This window comes from Nocardia sp. bgisy134, from assembly GCF_965341865.1.
Lineage (GTDB): Bacteria > Actinomycetota > Actinomycetes > Mycobacteriales > Mycobacteriaceae > Nocardia.
Genome location: NZ_CBDQZP010000013.1, coordinates 91,727 through 107,275, shown reverse-complemented (window position 1 = coordinate 107,275; position 15,549 = coordinate 91,727). Strand labels below are relative to the sequence as shown.

The following is a 15,549-nucleotide window of genomic DNA, read 5'->3' as shown; positions in this document are numbered from 1 at the left end:
GAGGATTGGGTGCGCGTCACCTGGGATCAGGTCTTCGGCTGGCGGCTCGCCCGCCACTACGTCGCACAGCCCGCCGCGTCGAGCGTGCCGGAGCTCGTCGGTCGTCTGTGCGGTGTGCAAGCGCAGGTCACCTCCGCGGCCGAAACGGCGGTCGCGCTGCGCAGCGCCGCACCCGAAGACGGGGCGGTGGTGCGCGCACTGTCGAACGGCACGCTGATCAAGACATGGGCCATGCGCGGCACCCTGCACGCCATGACGCCCGCGGGCGCCGCCGCCGTCCTCCCGCTCATCGCGTCCGCCCGTACCTGGGAAAAGCCTTCCTGGCAGCGCACTTTCGGCGCCACGCCCACGGAAGTGGCCGCACTGACCGAAGCGGTGGGCGGGATACTCGCCGACGCCGAACTCACCCGCGACGAATTGGTGGAAGCGCTGCTCGCCGACAAGGCGTTCCACAAACTGGGCGAGGAGCTGCGCTCGGGCTGGGGCGCGCTACTCAAGCCGCTCGCCTGGCAGGGCGCGATCTGCCACGGACCGGCACGCGGCAACAAGGTGACCTTCACCAGCCCGGCCCGACTCGTCCCGGACTGGCAGGAATTGGCCGAACCCGCCGCCGCCGCGCCCGCCGCCATCACCGCCTACCTCGGCGCGTACGGTCCCGCGACACCGGAGATCTTCGACGCCTGGCTCAGCCGCAACAGCCTGCGCAAGACCACCGTGCGCGGCTGGTTCGCGGAGTTCGGCGACGCGCTCACGCCGGTGGAGGTGGAGGGCCGCACCGGTTACGTGCTCACCGAACACGCCGACGAACTCGCCGCCACCGAACCGACACCCTCGGTGCACCTGCTCGGCCCCTTCGACCAGTACGTGCTCGGACCGGGCACCGGCGACACCGAGCTGCTGCCCAAGGCGCACCGCGCGCTGGTCAGCAAGACCGCGGGCTGGATCGCCCCGATCGTCGTGGTGGACGGACGGATCACGGGCACTTGGGAACTCGAGGGTGACGAGGTGGTCGTCAGCATGTTCGACGGTGCGTCGCTGCCGAAGAACATCGACACCGCCGCGACCCGCGTGGCCCGCGCGGCCGGGCTGGATTCGGTGAGCGTGCGGGTGGCCTAGGGGCCGACCCTCCCACACCAGAGCGCTTCGTGAGTGTGTCGCGATCGAGTGATCGACTACTCATGACTGTGCGACCGAGGTGGACCATTCTGAAACGGAGGCCGATGACCTTCCCCGACACCTCACGGCCATCGTGTTTCGCATGGTCGCGATCGGCTGCCGAAGCGCACTGCCCTCGGTTCAGACGGCCGGTGAGGGCCGAGGAAATGATCCTCGGACTCCGAGTCGAATCTGCCGACTGCTTGTGCCGGTTCCGCTTCCAGATCGACTACGTCGATGATCGAGGCAGGAGAAGCGCGATCACCGTGCCGGATCGGAACCGGCCACCGTTCCTCGCCGTCGGCATCACCGAGCACGAGCGGTTCGATATGTACTACCAGATCAATACGAAGCCAGGCGGTCCGAGATTCACCAAATACGACTGCCTACAGAATCCTGAAAGTTGTACGCGCCCTTTGGGTTGGAACCGCTGACTGCGACAACGGAGGCAGCCGGTGAGCAGGCGCACCAGCACTCCGGGCACGGCACGGTGGGTCAGCGGGTGGACACCGCGCGGACGACCCAGCGCTGAGTGTCGTCGTTCTGCGCGGGGCGGGTGACGACGGCGAAGTCGCGTGACGGTGACGTATGGGCGTCGACGTAGCGGCCGTTGGCGAGTTGCTGGACCGTGAACGTATCGCCGCTGTACGGCAAGAAGACCCACCGTTGGCTGTCGTCGTTCTGCGCGGGACGTGTGACCAGGCGGAAGTCGTCCCTGTCGTCCTCGTGGGCGTCGAGGAATCGGCCGTTGTGCCGGTGCTGGATGGTGTAGACCGCGCCGACGATCGTCAGTTGCCAACGCTGCGTGTCGTTTTCCTGCTCCGGACGAGTCACCGCCGTGAAGTCGTTCTGCGACGACTCGTAGGCATCCAGGAAACGCATGCTGCTCTTCTGCCGCAGCGAGTAGCCGCCGCCGACTCGAAATTCCAGGGTCCACAGCTGGCTGTCGTTGTTCTGCGCGGTACGTGTCACCACCGCGAAATCGTGGCCCGAACTTTCATGGGCGTCCATGAATCGGCCCCCGCTCAACTGTTGCAGTGCGACGGCATCGGCATCGGTCGGTGTTCGCCAGAGCACCCAGCGTTGACTGTCGTTGTTCTGCGCGGTTCGCGTGACGACGCGAAAGTCTTGCTCGGCGGATCCGTAGGCATCCAGAAAACGACCGGTGCCCCTTTGCTGCACGGTGCAGACGGAGGCCACGGGAAGGAGCATCCATTGCTGACTTCCGTCGTTCTGCGCGGGACGAGTCACCGCGGCGAAGTCGTCCGACGCCGTGTAGGCGTCGAGGAACCGGTAATTGCTGCGTTGCTGGATGATGCAGAGCCCGCGAACCGCGGGTGCCTCCGGCGGCGATTCGACCAGGGCACGTCGCGATGGATGCCGGAGGGTGTCCATCATCCGCGAGATCTGTCGCGGGGTGAAATGTTTCGAACTCGCGCCAGAGCCGGGCGGAGGGCATCCCGCGTAGTAGCTCATCACGTTGTTCAGGTCGGGGGAGAACGTGAACGACACAGTTCGCCCGCCGATCGTGCCTCGAACGGTGATACGCGGACTGGCGCAGATGTCCTGTCGGTTGTGGGCCTCGTAGAGGACCGGCGACGGATCGGGTGCGGTGTCGGAGAGCAGATCACCGTTCAACGCATCGATCGTCCCGCCGTGGCCGGCGATGTAATCGACGACGGCCTGGTCTGCCGCGGCTGCGGTCAGCGCACCCGAGAGGTGTCCGTACACCGGCCCTTAGCGATCCGTCCAACCGGGAAAGGTGTGGTAGAGACCGAGGTAGTGACCGAGTTCATGGGCGACGAATCCGCCGTCGCCTTGAATGAGCAACCCGAAATCGGCGGCGATCCGATTCGGTAGCGCGACGTAGTTCTGCACGACGTCGCCGACGCTCGGAGGTTTCGGACCCGCGCCCGGCGGTGGAAACGTATTGCCGTTGCCGGTACGGTCACGTCCCGGACCCCAGCGGAGAAAGCAGACGATCTTGCCGGGGAGCCTCGCGGCGATGCGGTTGGCGAGCTCGCGCTGACGGGGCCCATCGGTATTGATTTCCGTGTTCGCCATCGGCGCCCAGTCGTGAGCCGGATAGAAGAGGAATCGAATACCCGTGTCGGCGAAGATGAGGTTCACCCGATCGATGAGTTGCGCGAACTCCATCGGCGTGACGTCGTACGGCTTGACGGGATCACCGTTGGTGTCCAGTTCTTCGTTGGTCAAGGGAATGATGTGCAGTCGAAGTTCGTGCATTGTTCGGTCCTGTCCCGCGGTATTCCATCGATGCGACAGGACGATTCTCGGATCGGGGTTCCCCTTGGAACCACCGTGCTGGCACTGACACGTCGTCCGTGCCTGCGCGGTTCTGATCGCGTTCGGCGATGCGGTCAGTCTCCGGGCCGCTTCGCGACGAACACCTCGAGTCCGTCGAGGATGCGTTGCAGACCGAAGTCGAAGTGGTCGAAGGACATGTCGAACGCCGCCTCCGAGAGTGCGGCGACCACGGGGTAGCGGCCGGTGGCGAGGGCCTTCTCGAGCGCCGGTTCCTGCGCCTTCCAGAACTCGGCGTCGGTCATGCCCGTCGTGCGCTCGGCTTCCTGCGCGAACACCCGGGTGCGGGCGACGCCCGCGACGTAGCCGGAGATCATCACGAGCACCGCGATCATCTCGGGATCCGCGAGCCCCATCGGTCCGATCCGCGTGAGCAGCTGTTCCATGCCGGCCAGCGCGCCAGGCCCGAGGACGGGGCGGGTCTGGTTGACCTCGAGCAGCCAGGGATGGTGGCGATACATTTCGAGCGATTCGTACGCGTACGCGCGTAGCGTTTCGCGCCAGCCCTCGGATGGAATCTCCCCCTCGGGGGGTTGCTGCACTCGATCGAGCATGAGATCGAGCAGTTCGGCCTTGCCGGGCAGATACCGGTAGAGCGACATCGTTCCGGTGCCCAATTCGGTGGCGACGCGCCGCATGGTGACCGCTGCCAAGCCCTCGGCGTCGGCCACCCGCACCGCGGCTTCGACGATCCGGTCGAGTGTGAGCGTGGGTTTGGGCCCGCGGCTCGGTCGATGACCGGTGTCCCAGAGCAGATCGAGTGTGCGCGCGATGTCGCCGCTGCCGCTGGTCTCCGTGGTCGTCATGCCTTCAGATTAAACGCTTGGCGTAAAACTGGGTACGTTGTACTCTAAATCGGGTACAACGTACCCAGTTAGGGTTCGACAGGGAGGATTCGGTGAACGACTACGCGGTGCGGGCCGAGGGCTTGCGCAAGAGATACGGGGACAAGAACGCGCTCGACGGCTTCGATCTCACCGTGCGACGCGGCACGGTGCACGGTCTGCTCGGGCCCAACGGCGCGGGGAAGACGACGGCGGTGCGCATCCTGTCCACCCTCATCCGCCTCGACAGCGGGCACGCGACGGTGGCCGGGCTCGATGTGGTGCGGCAAGCCAGGGAGGTGCGGGCGCGCATCGGGCTGACTGGCCAGTACGCGGCGGTCGACGAGGTGCTCACCGGGCGGCAGAACCTCGAGATGTTCGGCAGGCTGTTCCACCTGGGCGGGCGCCGCGCCGAACAGCGGGCGAACGAACTGCTGGAACGCTTCGACCTGGTCGACGCCGCCGGCCGCGGCGTCGGCAAGTACAGCGGCGGCATGCGGCGGCGACTCGATCTGGCCGCCTCGATGATCCTCGCTCCAGACGTACTCTTCCTGGACGAGCCGACCACGGGACTGGATCCGCGCAGCCGCGGCGAGGTGTGGGAATCGGTGCGCGCGTTGGTCGCCGACGGAACGACCGTGCTGCTCACCACGCAGTACCTCGAGGAGGCGGACCGGCTCGCCTCCCGGATCACCGTCATCGACCAGGGGCGCGCGATCGCCGACGACACCCCGGACGGCCTGAAGAACACGGTGGGCGGCGACCTGATCGAGGTGGTCGCCGCCGACGCGGCCGATCTGCCGCTGGTGGCCAAGGTGGTCGCCAGGGTCTGCACGGGTGAGCCGGACACCGACGACGCCGAGCGCCGGGTGTACGCACCGGTGACCGACCGCGTCGCCGCACTCACCGAGGTGGCCCGCACCCTCCAGGACGAGGACATCGCGGTCGAGGACATCGGGTTGCGCCGTCCGAGCCTCGACGACGTGTTCCTGCAACTGACCGGGCACCGGACGATCGCCGAGGAGGCCGCCTGATGAGCACCATCGATCTCGTGCAGACCCGTTCCCGGGCGTACTGGGCGCTGGCCGACTGCTGGAATGTGGTGCGGCGCGGGCTGACCCACTACCAGCGCCAGCCGGTGAACATCGCCTGGCAGCTCGGCTTCCCGATCCTGTCGGTGCTGCTCTACGGCTACGTGTTCGGCAGCGCCATGACGGTGCCGGGCGGCGGCGACTACCGGGACTTCCTGATGCCGGGCATGTTCGCGATGACGATGGCGTTCGGCTTCATCAACACCGCGACGCTCGTCGTCCACGACGCCACCAAGGGCGTCATCGACCGATTCCGCTCCATGCCGATGGCGCCTTCGGCGGTGGTGTCCGGGCGCGGCGTGACCGATCTGATCGTCGCGTGCGCCGAGCTGACCATCCTGATGATCACCGCGTACGCGATCGGCTGGCGGCCGGACGGCGGCATCCTGGGTGCGGCGGCGTCCTTCGCGCTGCTGCTGTGGCTTCGGTTCGCGCTGATCTGGATCGGCGTCTGGCTCGGGCTGCTGGTGCCGAACCCGGAGGCGGCGGGCGGGCTGTTCGCCGTCGCGTTCCCGTTGACGATGATCTCCAGCATCTTCGTCGCGCCGCAGCTCATGCCGAGCTGGCTGGGGCACATCGCGGCGTGGAACCCCATCTCCTCGACGGTGGCCGCCACCCGCGAACTGTTCGGAACGCCGGTGGGCAGTGGTGATTCGTGGATCGAGCAGCACGCGGTGTTGATGGCGGTGGTGTGGCCGCTGGTGCTGACAGCGATCTTCCTGCCTCTCGCGGTGCACCGCTTCCAGCGGTTGAGTCGCTGAAAACCGTTGCTGCCCGGCATTGTTCAGCGATGCCGGGCAGCAACCGCCCTATGTTCGCGCCGGTGCCGACGTTTCCGGCGCGGTGTGCACGGCGGGACGCGGCATCCGCGCCCCGAGCCCGACGACACCGGACGCGAGCGCGACGGCGGCCACGACGTACCATCCGCGGCGGAACGCATCCAAGGTGGCGAGCGGATCGGCGGGGGAGCCGAGAACCGCGACCAGCACTGCGACGCCGACAGCCAAACCGATCTGCCGTGCCATGCTCAGCACTGCCGACCCCGTGGCGAACCCTTGCGGCGGTAAACCGCTGGTGCCCGCGGCGAACGCGGTCGGCAGTGTCAGGCCGACGCCGAGACCGCTGAGGACCATGCCGGGCAGCAGACCGGCGGGGTAGTCCGGCGCGAGCTCGATCGCGCGGGCCCACCACACCATGCCCGCCGCGAACGCGACACCGCCCGCGGCGATCACCGGTCCCGCGCCGACGCGCCCGATCAACCGCCCCGCCAGGACAGCCACGACCGGCACCACCAGCGGCCCGGGCGCGATGGCGAGCCCGGTGCGTAGCGCCGACCACCCCCAGACGGTCTGCGCCCACAACACCACCGACAGCAGCATGCCCGCGAACGCCACTTGGAACAGCAGCGAATTCGCCGCCATCGACGTGAAATTCGGGGCGCGCAGCAAGCCTGGGTCGACGACCGGACTGTGGTGGCGCGCCGAGGAGATCGCGAACGCGACACCGAACACCACCGCCGCCGCGAAGGCGCCCAGCGTCTGCGGCGACGCCCAACCCCAGTCCTCGCCCTTCACCAGGCCGAGCACGAGCGAGGCGATCGCCCCGACCAGTGCGGCCGCGCCGAACAGATCCGGCAGCGCCCCGCCGTCGCCGCGTGGGTCGGGCAGCCTGCGCAGGCCGACGACGAGCGCCCCAAGACCGATCGGCACGTTCACCAGAAACACCCAGCGCCAGTCGATTTCGACGAGCAGGCCGCCGATGACCGGTCCGAGCGCCGCGCCGAGACCGCCGAAGGCCACCCACAGCCGCACCGCCGTGGCACGCCGCTCGGGCGGCGTCGCAGCCAGCACCAGGCCGAGCGACGACGGCGTCAGCATGGCGCCACCGACCGCCTGGAGCACTCGGAACACCACCAGCGCGGCCACATTCCACGCGGCCGCGCACAGCGCGGAGCCGAGCACGAACACCGCCAGTCCCAGCAGGAAGGTGGTGCGGTTGCTGCCGCGGTCGCCGAGGCGACCCGCGGGCACCAGGAGCGCCGCGAACACGATGGCGTAGGCGTTCAGTACCCAGGAAAGGCCGGCGAGCTCGGTGTTGCCGAAATCGCGCGCCATGTCCGGCAGCGCCACGTTGACGATGAACAGGTCGAGGCTCGACAGCAGGATGCCGACCGACACGATCGCGAGCACGAGCCGCGAATCCGTCGTGGTCCGATCGGACTCGGGGGCAACAGTATTCACCAGCATCTCTCGTTTCAGCCGAGAACTCGGCGGTTCTGACGGGCCGAGACGAGCAGCCGCCCCGACTCGTCCCAGATATCGACGTCGTCCACCGACCAGCCGCCACCGGTGCCGGTGTTGGCGGCGCGCACGAGCACCCGCTGCGAGGCGGGCTCGGTGAAGTCGGTGTGCACGTACATCGAGAACCCGACCGTCGGGACGGCGACCGGAGCCGAGAGCGTGGGAAAGATGCCCGGCGGTAGCGCGTCGGCCAGGATCGCGAGCGTGGCCGCGTCCGTGGCCATCGGCGGATCGAGGGCGAGCCACGCGCACATCCAGGCCTGCGCGGACGCGGTCAACGGCAACGGGCCCGCGGCAGGGCGAATGTCGAAATGGGCTGCGGCGGGGACGATCTCGGGTGGCAGCCGGAATGCCGCGCAAGCATCGGCCGTGGTCACCTCGGGGGCGGGCCGTTCGGCACGGTCCGGCACCGAGCTCGGTGCGGTCCGGCCGAGCATGATCGACGCGGCCGCGACGGGTCCCGATTCCTGGCGCGCGACCACATCGACGATCGCGGTGCTGCGCCCGACCGGCTGCGGGGTGGCCGAGAAGGTGAACGCGCCGTCGACGGGCCGGCCGAGGAAGCGGAGGTCCACGGCGCGGACCGGCAGGTCGTCGCCCGCCGCGCGCCGGGCCACCTCGACCAGCAGCGCGGCGAGCACACCGCCGTGCGGACCGGTCCAGCCGCGCCACGTTCGATCCACCTCTGCTTGCCAGGTCCCAGGGCTGGTCGCGCCGAGCGCGAACACGTCGCCCAGCGACCGCTGAGTGAGTTGCTTCATAAAACGCACCATAGGCTAGTGAGTTCTTTCAAGCAACCGACTAGGCTGACGGGCATGCGCAGGACGAGCTTCGAAGAGATGAACTGCTCGCTGGCCCAGTGCCTGGAGGTGGTCGGGGAGTGGTGGACGCTGCTGATCGTGCGCGACGCACTGTTCGGCGTGACCCGCTTCGACGACTTTCGCGCCCGGCTCGGCATCGCCCGCAATGTGCTGACCCAGCGCCTGGAAAACCTGGTAGCCAACGGCATCCTGGAAAAGGTTCCGTACCAAGAGAATCCGCCACGACACGACTACCGGCTCACGCCGAAGGGGCGTTCGCTGTGGCTGGTCGTCACCGCGATGCGTCAGTGGGGCGACGAGTGGGCCGCGCCGGACGGTCCGCCGCTCGAGTTGGTGCACACCACCTGCGGCCACCGGACGACGATCGAACCCGTGTGCTCGGAGTGTGGTGAGCATGTTCAGGGCTGTGAACTGCGACCGGTGTACGGCCCCGGCGCGAGCGACAAGACGCTCATCCCGGCCGCGCTTGCGGCGGACGCGGCTCGCATCGTGCCGCCGCGATAGGCTGCCCGCGTGACGGACGCGCGAGTGGAAACGGTCATCGACACGGTCGCGTGGGTGCGCATCGAGGACGGTCGCATCCTGTGCGCGCGCCCCCGCGGCAAGGACATCTTCTACATTCCCGGCGGCAAGCGGGAAGGCACGGAGACGGATCTGGAAACGCTGCTGCGCGAGATCGAGGAAGAGCTAACCGTCGCATTGATTCCCGAGACCGCCCGGCACGTGGGTACGTACGAGGCGGCGGTGCACGGACCGGACGACGGCGTCACCGTGCGCATGAGCTGCTACACCGCCGACTATCGTGGCACGCTCACCGCGAGCAACGAGATCGACGAAACGGCCTGGTTCGGCTACGCCGACCGGCCGCTCGTGCCGCCGGTCGACCAGTTGCTCTTCGACGACCTCGCCGCGGCGGGCCTGCTGCGCTGACGCTTGCCCCCGGGCGGCTCGCCCCGGCTCGGACTTCCCTCACCGGATCGACGAAGCGCGCGCACCACCGCCGACCTGTGCGACGCGCACGAAGCCGTGCGAGCGAGATCGCGCCGACGATGGGCCGTGCCATGAACGACTTGCGGGCGCAACTGCGCGGTGCGGCGCACCCCGCGATACGGTCCCAGGATGAAGTCGGTTCGCTCGCTCGCCCGCTGGGTCGGGTACGCGCTGGCCGCGCTGCCGCTCGCCGCCGCGCGGGTCGCGGCCCGGATGCGCGTGCCGCGCAGGTGGCTGCGTGAACCGATCCGGCGGCGCGGCATCACACCGATGCGGATCGTCGCGCATTCGATCCTGAGCGCGGGCGTCGGGCTACTGACGTGGTTCCTCGCCTTCCTGGCGGGTATCGCTTTCGTCCGCGGGGTCGCGTATCCGCTGGTCGGCGCGAATGACTACGAGAATTCGTGGGGCGGGCCAACATTGGCCGGGGCGTGGGCCGTGCACGCGGCGCTCGGCGTCGGGCTGCTTCCGGTATGGCTGGCGGCGCTCGCCGGGCTCGCCGCCCTGCAATTGCGGCTCATACGCAGGCTCTTCGAACGCACCGGGCCGGCGTGGCCGATTCCGGTGGCGATCGTCCTCACCATCGGCGGTGTTTTCCTCTTCCTGGCGTGGCTCGCCCAGGTGTGAGCGAGCCACGCCGCGCCCTGCTGGTCGGGGGCGTCGCCGAGGCCGGTCTGCGCGCCGTCCAGTTTCAGGACCTGTTGAGGTCGATGTTCCGCATCGTTACCAGCGCGGTGGCGCACAGCGCCTCCGTGTCGCCGGTGACCGCGTAGACGTCGGCCGCCGCGACGGTGACGGTCGTGCTCGACTTCACCACTCGACCGCGGGCGATCACCTTGTCGCCCTTGGCCGGAGCCACGATCTTCACCGTGTAGTCGATGGTCATGTTGACCCATCCGGGCGGCAGCATGGTGCCCGCGGCCGAGCCGCCTGCGAAGTCGGCGAGCATGCCGAGCACGCCGCCCTGGAAGTAGCCATTGTGCTCGGTGAGCTCCGCACGGTAGGGCTGGACCAGCTCCGCTTCGCCCGGGGCGATAGCGCCGAATTCGAAGCCGAGGTGCTTGGCCGCGGGCATGCTCAACACCGCACCCTTGACCAGTGCCGCGAAGTCGGGGTTCGGTGCCGTCAGTGTCGTCGTGGTCATCGTTGTGCCTCCCTGTTGGTGGTGCCGGAGCCGGGCCGGCCTTCCGGCTTCCGTTCGAGCCATTGGCTGGTGATCCTTTTCGCGACCTGCAACACCGGCCCTGGATCACGTTGCGCCCGAGCCATGATCAGCGCGCCTTCGAGCGCGGAGAGAACGAGCATCGCCTCCGTTGCCGGGTCGTCGACCACCCCGTCGGCGGCGATGCGAGCGGCGAGCAGTTCCCGCCAGCGGTCGTAGCCGGTGCGCACCGCGTCTCGTACCGTCGTGGCATCGGGGCCCGCGTCGAGCACCGCCGTGGCGAGCGCGCAACCACGCTGGAACTCCGAGTCCTCGAGTCGTGTCGCGAGCGCGACGGCGAACGCGCAGACGGCGGTCGCGGCATCGGGCGCCGAGGAAGTCAGGTGCTCGATCAGCCTGCCGATCTCGTTGCCGCGCAGGCGCAACGCCTCGGCCGCGAGTTCCTCCTTGCCGCCGGGGAAGTGGAAATACAGCGACCCTTTGGTGACGCCACTGAGCCCGAGAATCTCCGCGATCCCGGTGCCCGCGTAACCCTGCACTTGCAGCAGATCGGCCGCCGCTACCACCAGCCGCTCGCGGGTCGGCAACTCGGCAAGTCTAGACCGATCGGTACTCGCATCGACCGATGGTCTCGTATCACCGCTCATGAACATGGATATTACCTCTGTACCACTCGGTCTACAAGCAGTAGGCTGGCCGCGAAATCGGAAGGGAGTCCTGATGCACTACGAACCCCGTGGAGAAGTCGGCACGCACGACACCGTGCAGACATGGCGCGACACCGGTCGATTCTTCGAGTTCCGCGGCCGCCGCATCTTCTATCGACGCCAGGGCGATGGCCCGACGGTCTTGCTCGTCCACGGCTATCCGTTCGGATCATTCGAGTGGCACCGCATTTGGAGCAAGCTGACGGCGAACCTCGATGTCATCGCACCGGACATGCTCGGTATGGGGTTCTCCGACAAGCCGATCCGGGCCGGCTACAGCCTGATGATGCACGCGGACATGCACGAGGCGCTGTTACGAGATCTCGGCGTCGACCATTTCGCCGTCGTCGGTCACGACTTGGGTGTTTCGGTCGTCCAGGAAATGCTGGCCCGGCGAGCCGACGACCCGACACTGCCTTCGATCCGCGCCACGGTCTTCCTCAATGGCGGACTCTTCGCTGAGACCTACCGCGCGCGATCGATTCAGAAGATCCTGTCCAGTCCGGTGGGGCACGTGATAGGTCCGCTGCTGCCGCGGTCGGCGATCCGGAACGCGGTCACGGGGTTGTTCGGACCGGATACCAAACCTGCGAACGGCGAGCTGGAACCACTCCTGGACATGTTGCGACACAACGGTGGTCGCTACGTGTCGCACATGGTGGGCAGATTCGTCCAGGAGCGGCGAGCGTTGCGTGACCGACTCGTTCGGCCGCTCATCGACGCGGCGGTACCGATGGTCTTCGTCAACGGGACCGCCGACCCGAATTCCGGCGCCCACATGGTCGCGCGATATCGCGAGCTGGTGCCGGACCCGCAGGTCATCGAGCTACCCGGTATCGGGCACTGGCCTCAGCTCGAAGCGCCCGACGCCACCGTCGAATCGATTCTCGACTTCTTGGGTCGAGTCGAGCGCAGCGCATCCTGAGCGGCTCCCCGCAGAGCAACCTTCGATAGGACAGCCGAACCGGCCTGGTCGCGGGCGCACTCGTTCCAGGGTGGCCGCGACCTCGTCTCCGGTGAATAACGTTGTGCGTGGGCAGTGCTCGACGCGGGCGGCGGATCGTACCGTGAACGGTAGGGGATCGCCAGGCCACGAGGGGGTGAACTGTGCGACTCGCAAAACGAACGTCCATTCCTTGACAGGCGCGGGACTCCGGGGAAACACTGGACTCCACCTAAGTGGAGACACCATCTCCTCTTAGGTGCAGACCGGTGGGCCCCGGAAACAGCGTTGTTTTTCCGTCGAAGGCGGTTCGATGACCATCACGACAACCACCACGAACCAGCCAGGCGTCGTCGCCCTGCGCGATCCGCGAGCGCGCGATGCCGAGCTGACCGGCGCCAAAGCGGCGGCCCTCGCCAGGGCCGCCGCCCACGGCCTGCCCGTGCTGGAGGGATTCGTTCTCACCACCGCGTGGTCGCACCACGGCGACCCGCCCGAAGCCGAATGGCGCGTACTGTCCGGTGCGGGCGCGAAAGCTCTTGTGGTGCGATCCTCCTCGGTTGCCGAGGACGGTGCGCAGCAGTCCATGGCGGGCCTGTTCACCTCGGTGCTCGACGTCCGCGATTGGCAGGGCTTCCGCGACGCCGTGGACGTGGTGCTCGCCTCGGGTCCGCCCGCCGAACTCGGCGCGGGCGAGGCCGCGATGGCGGTGCTGGTCCAGCCGTTCCTGGCGGCGGGCTGGGGTGGTGTCGTCTTCACCGCCGACCCGGTCACCGGGCGGACCGACCGGATGATGATCACGGCGTCCCGCGGCGGACCCAGCGCGGTCGTCGGCGGGGCCGAGGCCGGGTGGACCGCGACTTTGACCAGGCGGGGACGGGTCGCCTCGGTCGCGACGCCCGACGCCGATCCGCTGCCGAGCGGTCTGCGGCGCAAGGTCGTTCGCCTGGCACTGCGCGCGGAGCGGGTGTTCGGCGGCGCGCTGGACATCGAGTGGGCCATCGACACCCGGGGCCGCGTGATTCTGTTACAGGCCCGCCCGGTCACGGCGCTGCACGGACCGGTGCGGGGACCGATCCTCGGGCCGGGCCCGCTGGCCGAGACCTTCCCTGATCCGCTAAGTCCGCTCGAACAGGATCTGTGGTTGTCGCCCTTGGCCGATGGACTCCGGGTCGCGATCGACCTGACCAGCGCGGCGCCCCCGCGCGCGCTGCACGAGTCCCCGGTCGCCACCGCCGTGCGCGGGATCGCGGTGGCGGATCTCGAACTGCTCGGCGTGGTGCGGCCGCGGCGCACCCTCACGCGGATCCTCGACCCGCGTCCCGGAGCGCGGCGGCTCGGCGCGGCCATGCGGGTGGGCAGGCTCGCCGCGGCGCTACCGGATCTGGCACAGCAGACATGCGAACGGGTCGATACGGATCTCGCGGAGATTCCGCCGCTGGCCGAGCTGACCGATCTCGCCCTGCTCACCGTGCTCGACAACGCCCGCACCGCGCTCACCGCTGTTCACGGCTACGAGGCCTTGGCCGGAATGCTCGGCGGGAAGGGTGAATCCGCGCCCACCGCGGCCGCGATGGCGCTGTCGGCCCTCGCCACCGCGCGCGCCACCGGTCTGCCCGACGATCGGGTGATCGAGGAATTGCCCGTGGTGCTGGCGCTGATTCCGCCTCGGGTCGGTCCGCCGCCACAGGCGCCAAAGGTCGAGGGCGCTCCGATGCCGATCGGCGACGCCGCGGGCGAGCTGGCGCTGGCGAGGGAAGCCCTGCGGCTGCGCGCCCGCTGGGTGCAGGAGCTCGGCGCCAGGGCGGCATGGGAACTCGGCGGACGCCTCACGGCAGCCCGGCTGGTGCACGATCCCGAAACTCTGACGCTGCTCACGCTGGACGAACTGCGAAGCGCCGTGCGACACCGGCGGTTGCCGGACGACTTGCCCGACCGCACCCCACCGGACCAGACGCCGCTGCCCACCGAATTCCGGCTGGCCACCGACGGTTTCCCGATCGCGGTGTCGCGCAGGCGGGGCCGCGGTGACCGCGGCGTCGGCGCGGGCGGGGGCGTCGGCCGCGGCATGGTGCACATCGGCGACCACCCGCCCGCGGGGTCGGTGCTGGTCGTGCGGCATCTCGACCCTCGGCTGGCCGTCGTGGTGCCGAGGCTGTCCGGCCTGATCGCCGAAACCGGCAGCCCACTCAGTCATCTGGCGATCCTGGCCCGCGAGCACGGCGTCCCGGTGGTGGTCGGCTATCCCGACGCGACCCGGCGGCTGCCGGACGGCGCGATCGTCCAGGTCGACGGGCGCAGCGGCGAAGTGCGGCAGACGACCGAAACGGAGGACCACCGATGACCCAGGATCGCGGTGTGCGGGGGCTCGGCGTGCTGCTTGCCGTCGGCACGCTGATCGCCACGGGCGCTTATGTCTTCGTCTACCTGTACCGGTGGGAGTGGAACCGGGCCATTCTCACCGCGGCGCTGTTCATCGCGGCCGAGATCGCGCTGGTCGCCATGCTGCTGACCAGGCGCCTGCGGGATGTACAGCGCGAACTCGGCGCCGCGGGGGAGCGGGCGCGCACGGCGCGGATCGTGCACGCGGCCACGCCCGCGCCGCGGGTCACCTTCGCCTGGCTCAGCAGACCCGACCGGCTCGGCGTGTTCGTTCCGGTACTGCTGGCGGGCGGGGTGCTGCTCACCGGGGTGGCCTGGCTGGTGGAGCGGCTGGCCAAGCTCACCGCAGGCCCGGCCACCGAACACCGCATCGTGGACCGGCTGGACCGGCTCGCTCTGCCGCCCAACGGTTTCCTCACCCCGAGCGCGGACCGCCTGCACCTGCTGCACGGTCCACTCGTCCGGCCGCGGCGGTGACCCGATGCGCCGAATCCTGCTGCTCGGCACGGGCGCGGTGCTCATCGTGACGGTGGTGCTCGCCATGGCCGACCGCATGAAGTTCGAAACCGACCGGGGCACGGCGGCGAGCACCCAGGTGGTGCGCTTCGACGCACGGGCCAAGGACGCCGGAGTGTCGTCCGAGCCCGCGCTGCGGTTGTGGGACAAGTGCGCGAGCCACGTCAACCACGTGCGCATCGTCGCGGGGCCGGTGCCCGACGGCGACGCGTGGGCGGTGACGCTCGCACCGGCGCTCGGCGAACACACCGAGCGCCGCCTGGTCGGCTGCCTCGAGGACCTGACCGTCGACGGCGTGCTCGGCCGCTATCTCGGCTCACCGTCCGGCTAGCC

General features: G+C 69.0%; 17 protein-coding genes. 10 read left to right on the top strand and 7 right to left on the bottom strand.

Going from position 1 to position 15,549, the window contains the following annotated elements:
- Positions 1 to 9: 9 nt before the first annotated feature.
- Positions 10 to 1,116 (top strand): winged helix DNA-binding domain-containing protein, encoded by a 1,107-nt coding sequence (locus tag ACRWNM_RS22860; protein WP_431970104.1) that lies wholly within the window; start codon positions 10 to 12, stop codon positions 1,114 to 1,116.
- Between the two features lie 534 nt (positions 1,117 to 1,650).
- Here the strand turns inward: ACRWNM_RS22860 and ACRWNM_RS22855 are convergent.
- From ACRWNM_RS22855 to ACRWNM_RS22845, 3 genes are all read right to left on the bottom strand, one after another.
- Positions 1,651 to 2,886 carry an RICIN domain-containing protein gene (locus ACRWNM_RS22855; protein ID WP_431970103.1) on the bottom strand — a complete coding sequence of 412 codons (1,236 nt, stop codon included), beginning with the start codon at positions 2,884 to 2,886 and terminating at the stop codon, positions 1,651 to 1,653.
- A 6-nt stretch (positions 2,887 to 2,892) separates the two neighbouring features.
- Positions 2,893 to 3,402 carry a hypothetical protein gene (locus ACRWNM_RS22850; RefSeq protein WP_431970102.1) on the bottom strand — a complete coding sequence of 170 codons (510 nt, stop codon included), beginning with the start codon at positions 3,400 to 3,402 and terminating at the stop codon, positions 2,893 to 2,895.
- 134 nt (positions 3,403 to 3,536) lie between these two features.
- A complete protein-coding gene (locus ACRWNM_RS22845; RefSeq protein ID WP_431970101.1) occupies positions 3,537 to 4,286 on the bottom strand; it encodes a TetR/AcrR family transcriptional regulator in 750 nt (249 codons plus the stop codon).
- 92 nt (positions 4,287 to 4,378) lie between these two features.
- Here ACRWNM_RS22845 and ACRWNM_RS22840 point away from each other — a divergent pair, with 92 nt between their 5' ends.
- Together ACRWNM_RS22840 and ACRWNM_RS22835 are read left to right on the top strand one after the other, a co-directional pair.
- Positions 4,379 to 5,338: an ATP-binding cassette domain-containing protein gene (locus ACRWNM_RS22840; RefSeq protein WP_431970100.1), complete on the top strand. Its 960-nt coding sequence runs from the start codon at positions 4,379 to 4,381 to the stop codon at positions 5,336 to 5,338.
- A complete protein-coding gene (locus tag ACRWNM_RS22835) occupies positions 5,338 to 6,156 on the top strand; it encodes an ABC transporter permease (RefSeq protein ID WP_431970099.1) in 819 nt (272 codons plus the stop codon). Before ACRWNM_RS22840 ends, ACRWNM_RS22835 begins: the two co-directional genes overlap by 1 nt.
- Before the next feature lie 48 nt (positions 6,157 to 6,204).
- Here ACRWNM_RS22835 and ACRWNM_RS22830 read toward each other — a convergent pair whose 3' ends face one another.
- Positions 6,205 to 7,635 carry an MFS transporter gene (locus ACRWNM_RS22830; RefSeq protein WP_431970098.1) on the bottom strand — a complete coding sequence of 477 codons (1,431 nt, stop codon included), beginning with the start codon at positions 7,633 to 7,635 and terminating at the stop codon, positions 6,205 to 6,207.
- Positions 7,636 to 7,649: 14 nt separating this feature from the next.
- Positions 7,650 to 8,456 (bottom strand): acyl-CoA thioesterase, encoded by an 807-nt coding sequence (locus ACRWNM_RS22825; protein WP_431970097.1) that lies wholly within the window; start codon positions 8,454 to 8,456, stop codon positions 7,650 to 7,652.
- A gap of 54 nt (positions 8,457 to 8,510) precedes the next feature.
- On the opposite strand from ACRWNM_RS22825, the gene ACRWNM_RS22820 reads away from it, so the two are divergent.
- The 3 genes from ACRWNM_RS22820 to ACRWNM_RS22810 all read left to right on the top strand — a co-directional run bounded on the left by ACRWNM_RS22820 (position 8,511) and on the right by ACRWNM_RS22810 (position 10,133).
- A complete protein-coding gene (locus tag ACRWNM_RS22820; protein ID WP_431970096.1) occupies positions 8,511 to 9,020 on the top strand; it encodes a winged helix-turn-helix transcriptional regulator in 510 nt (169 codons plus the stop codon).
- A gap of 9 nt (positions 9,021 to 9,029) precedes the next feature.
- A complete protein-coding gene (locus tag ACRWNM_RS22815; protein ID WP_431970095.1) occupies positions 9,030 to 9,446 on the top strand; it encodes an NUDIX hydrolase in 417 nt (138 codons plus the stop codon).
- Positions 9,447 to 9,635: 189 nt separating this feature from the next.
- Entirely contained in the window at positions 9,636 to 10,133 is a 498-nt protein-coding gene (locus ACRWNM_RS22810) for a hypothetical protein (RefSeq protein WP_431970094.1), read from the top strand.
- Between the two features lie 64 nt (positions 10,134 to 10,197).
- On the opposite strand, the gene ACRWNM_RS22805 is transcribed toward ACRWNM_RS22810, so the two are convergent.
- Together ACRWNM_RS22805 and ACRWNM_RS22800 are read right to left on the bottom strand one after the other, a co-directional pair.
- Positions 10,198 to 10,650, bottom strand: coding sequence for a PaaI family thioesterase (locus ACRWNM_RS22805; protein ID WP_431970093.1), 453 nt, complete (start codon positions 10,648 to 10,650; stop codon positions 10,198 to 10,200).
- Positions 10,647 to 11,321 (bottom strand): TetR/AcrR family transcriptional regulator, encoded by a 675-nt coding sequence (locus ACRWNM_RS22800; protein WP_431970092.1) that lies wholly within the window; start codon positions 11,319 to 11,321, stop codon positions 10,647 to 10,649. Before ACRWNM_RS22800 ends, ACRWNM_RS22805 begins: the two co-directional genes overlap by 4 nt.
- 67 nt (positions 11,322 to 11,388) lie before the next feature.
- On the opposite strand from ACRWNM_RS22800, the gene ACRWNM_RS22795 reads away from it, so the two are divergent.
- From ACRWNM_RS22795 to ACRWNM_RS22780, 4 genes are all read left to right on the top strand, one after another.
- Positions 11,389 to 12,300: an alpha/beta fold hydrolase gene (locus ACRWNM_RS22795; RefSeq protein ID WP_431970091.1), complete on the top strand. Its 912-nt coding sequence runs from the start codon at positions 11,389 to 11,391 to the stop codon at positions 12,298 to 12,300.
- A 331-nt stretch (positions 12,301 to 12,631) separates the two neighbouring features.
- Complete coding sequence (locus ACRWNM_RS22790) at positions 12,632 to 14,662, top strand: PEP/pyruvate-binding domain-containing protein (RefSeq protein ID WP_431970090.1); 2,031 nt, start codon at positions 12,632 to 12,634, stop codon at positions 14,660 to 14,662.
- On the top strand, positions 14,659 to 15,177 hold the full coding sequence (locus ACRWNM_RS22785) for a hypothetical protein (protein ID WP_431970089.1): 519 nt from the start codon (positions 14,659 to 14,661) through the stop codon (positions 15,175 to 15,177). The genes ACRWNM_RS22790 and ACRWNM_RS22785 overlap by 4 nt, the downstream gene beginning before the upstream one ends.
- Before the next feature lie 4 nt (positions 15,178 to 15,181).
- Positions 15,182 to 15,547 carry a hypothetical protein gene (locus ACRWNM_RS22780; RefSeq protein WP_431970088.1) on the top strand — a complete coding sequence of 122 codons (366 nt, stop codon included), beginning with the start codon at positions 15,182 to 15,184 and terminating at the stop codon, positions 15,545 to 15,547.
- Positions 15,548 to 15,549 lie beyond the last annotated feature (2 nt).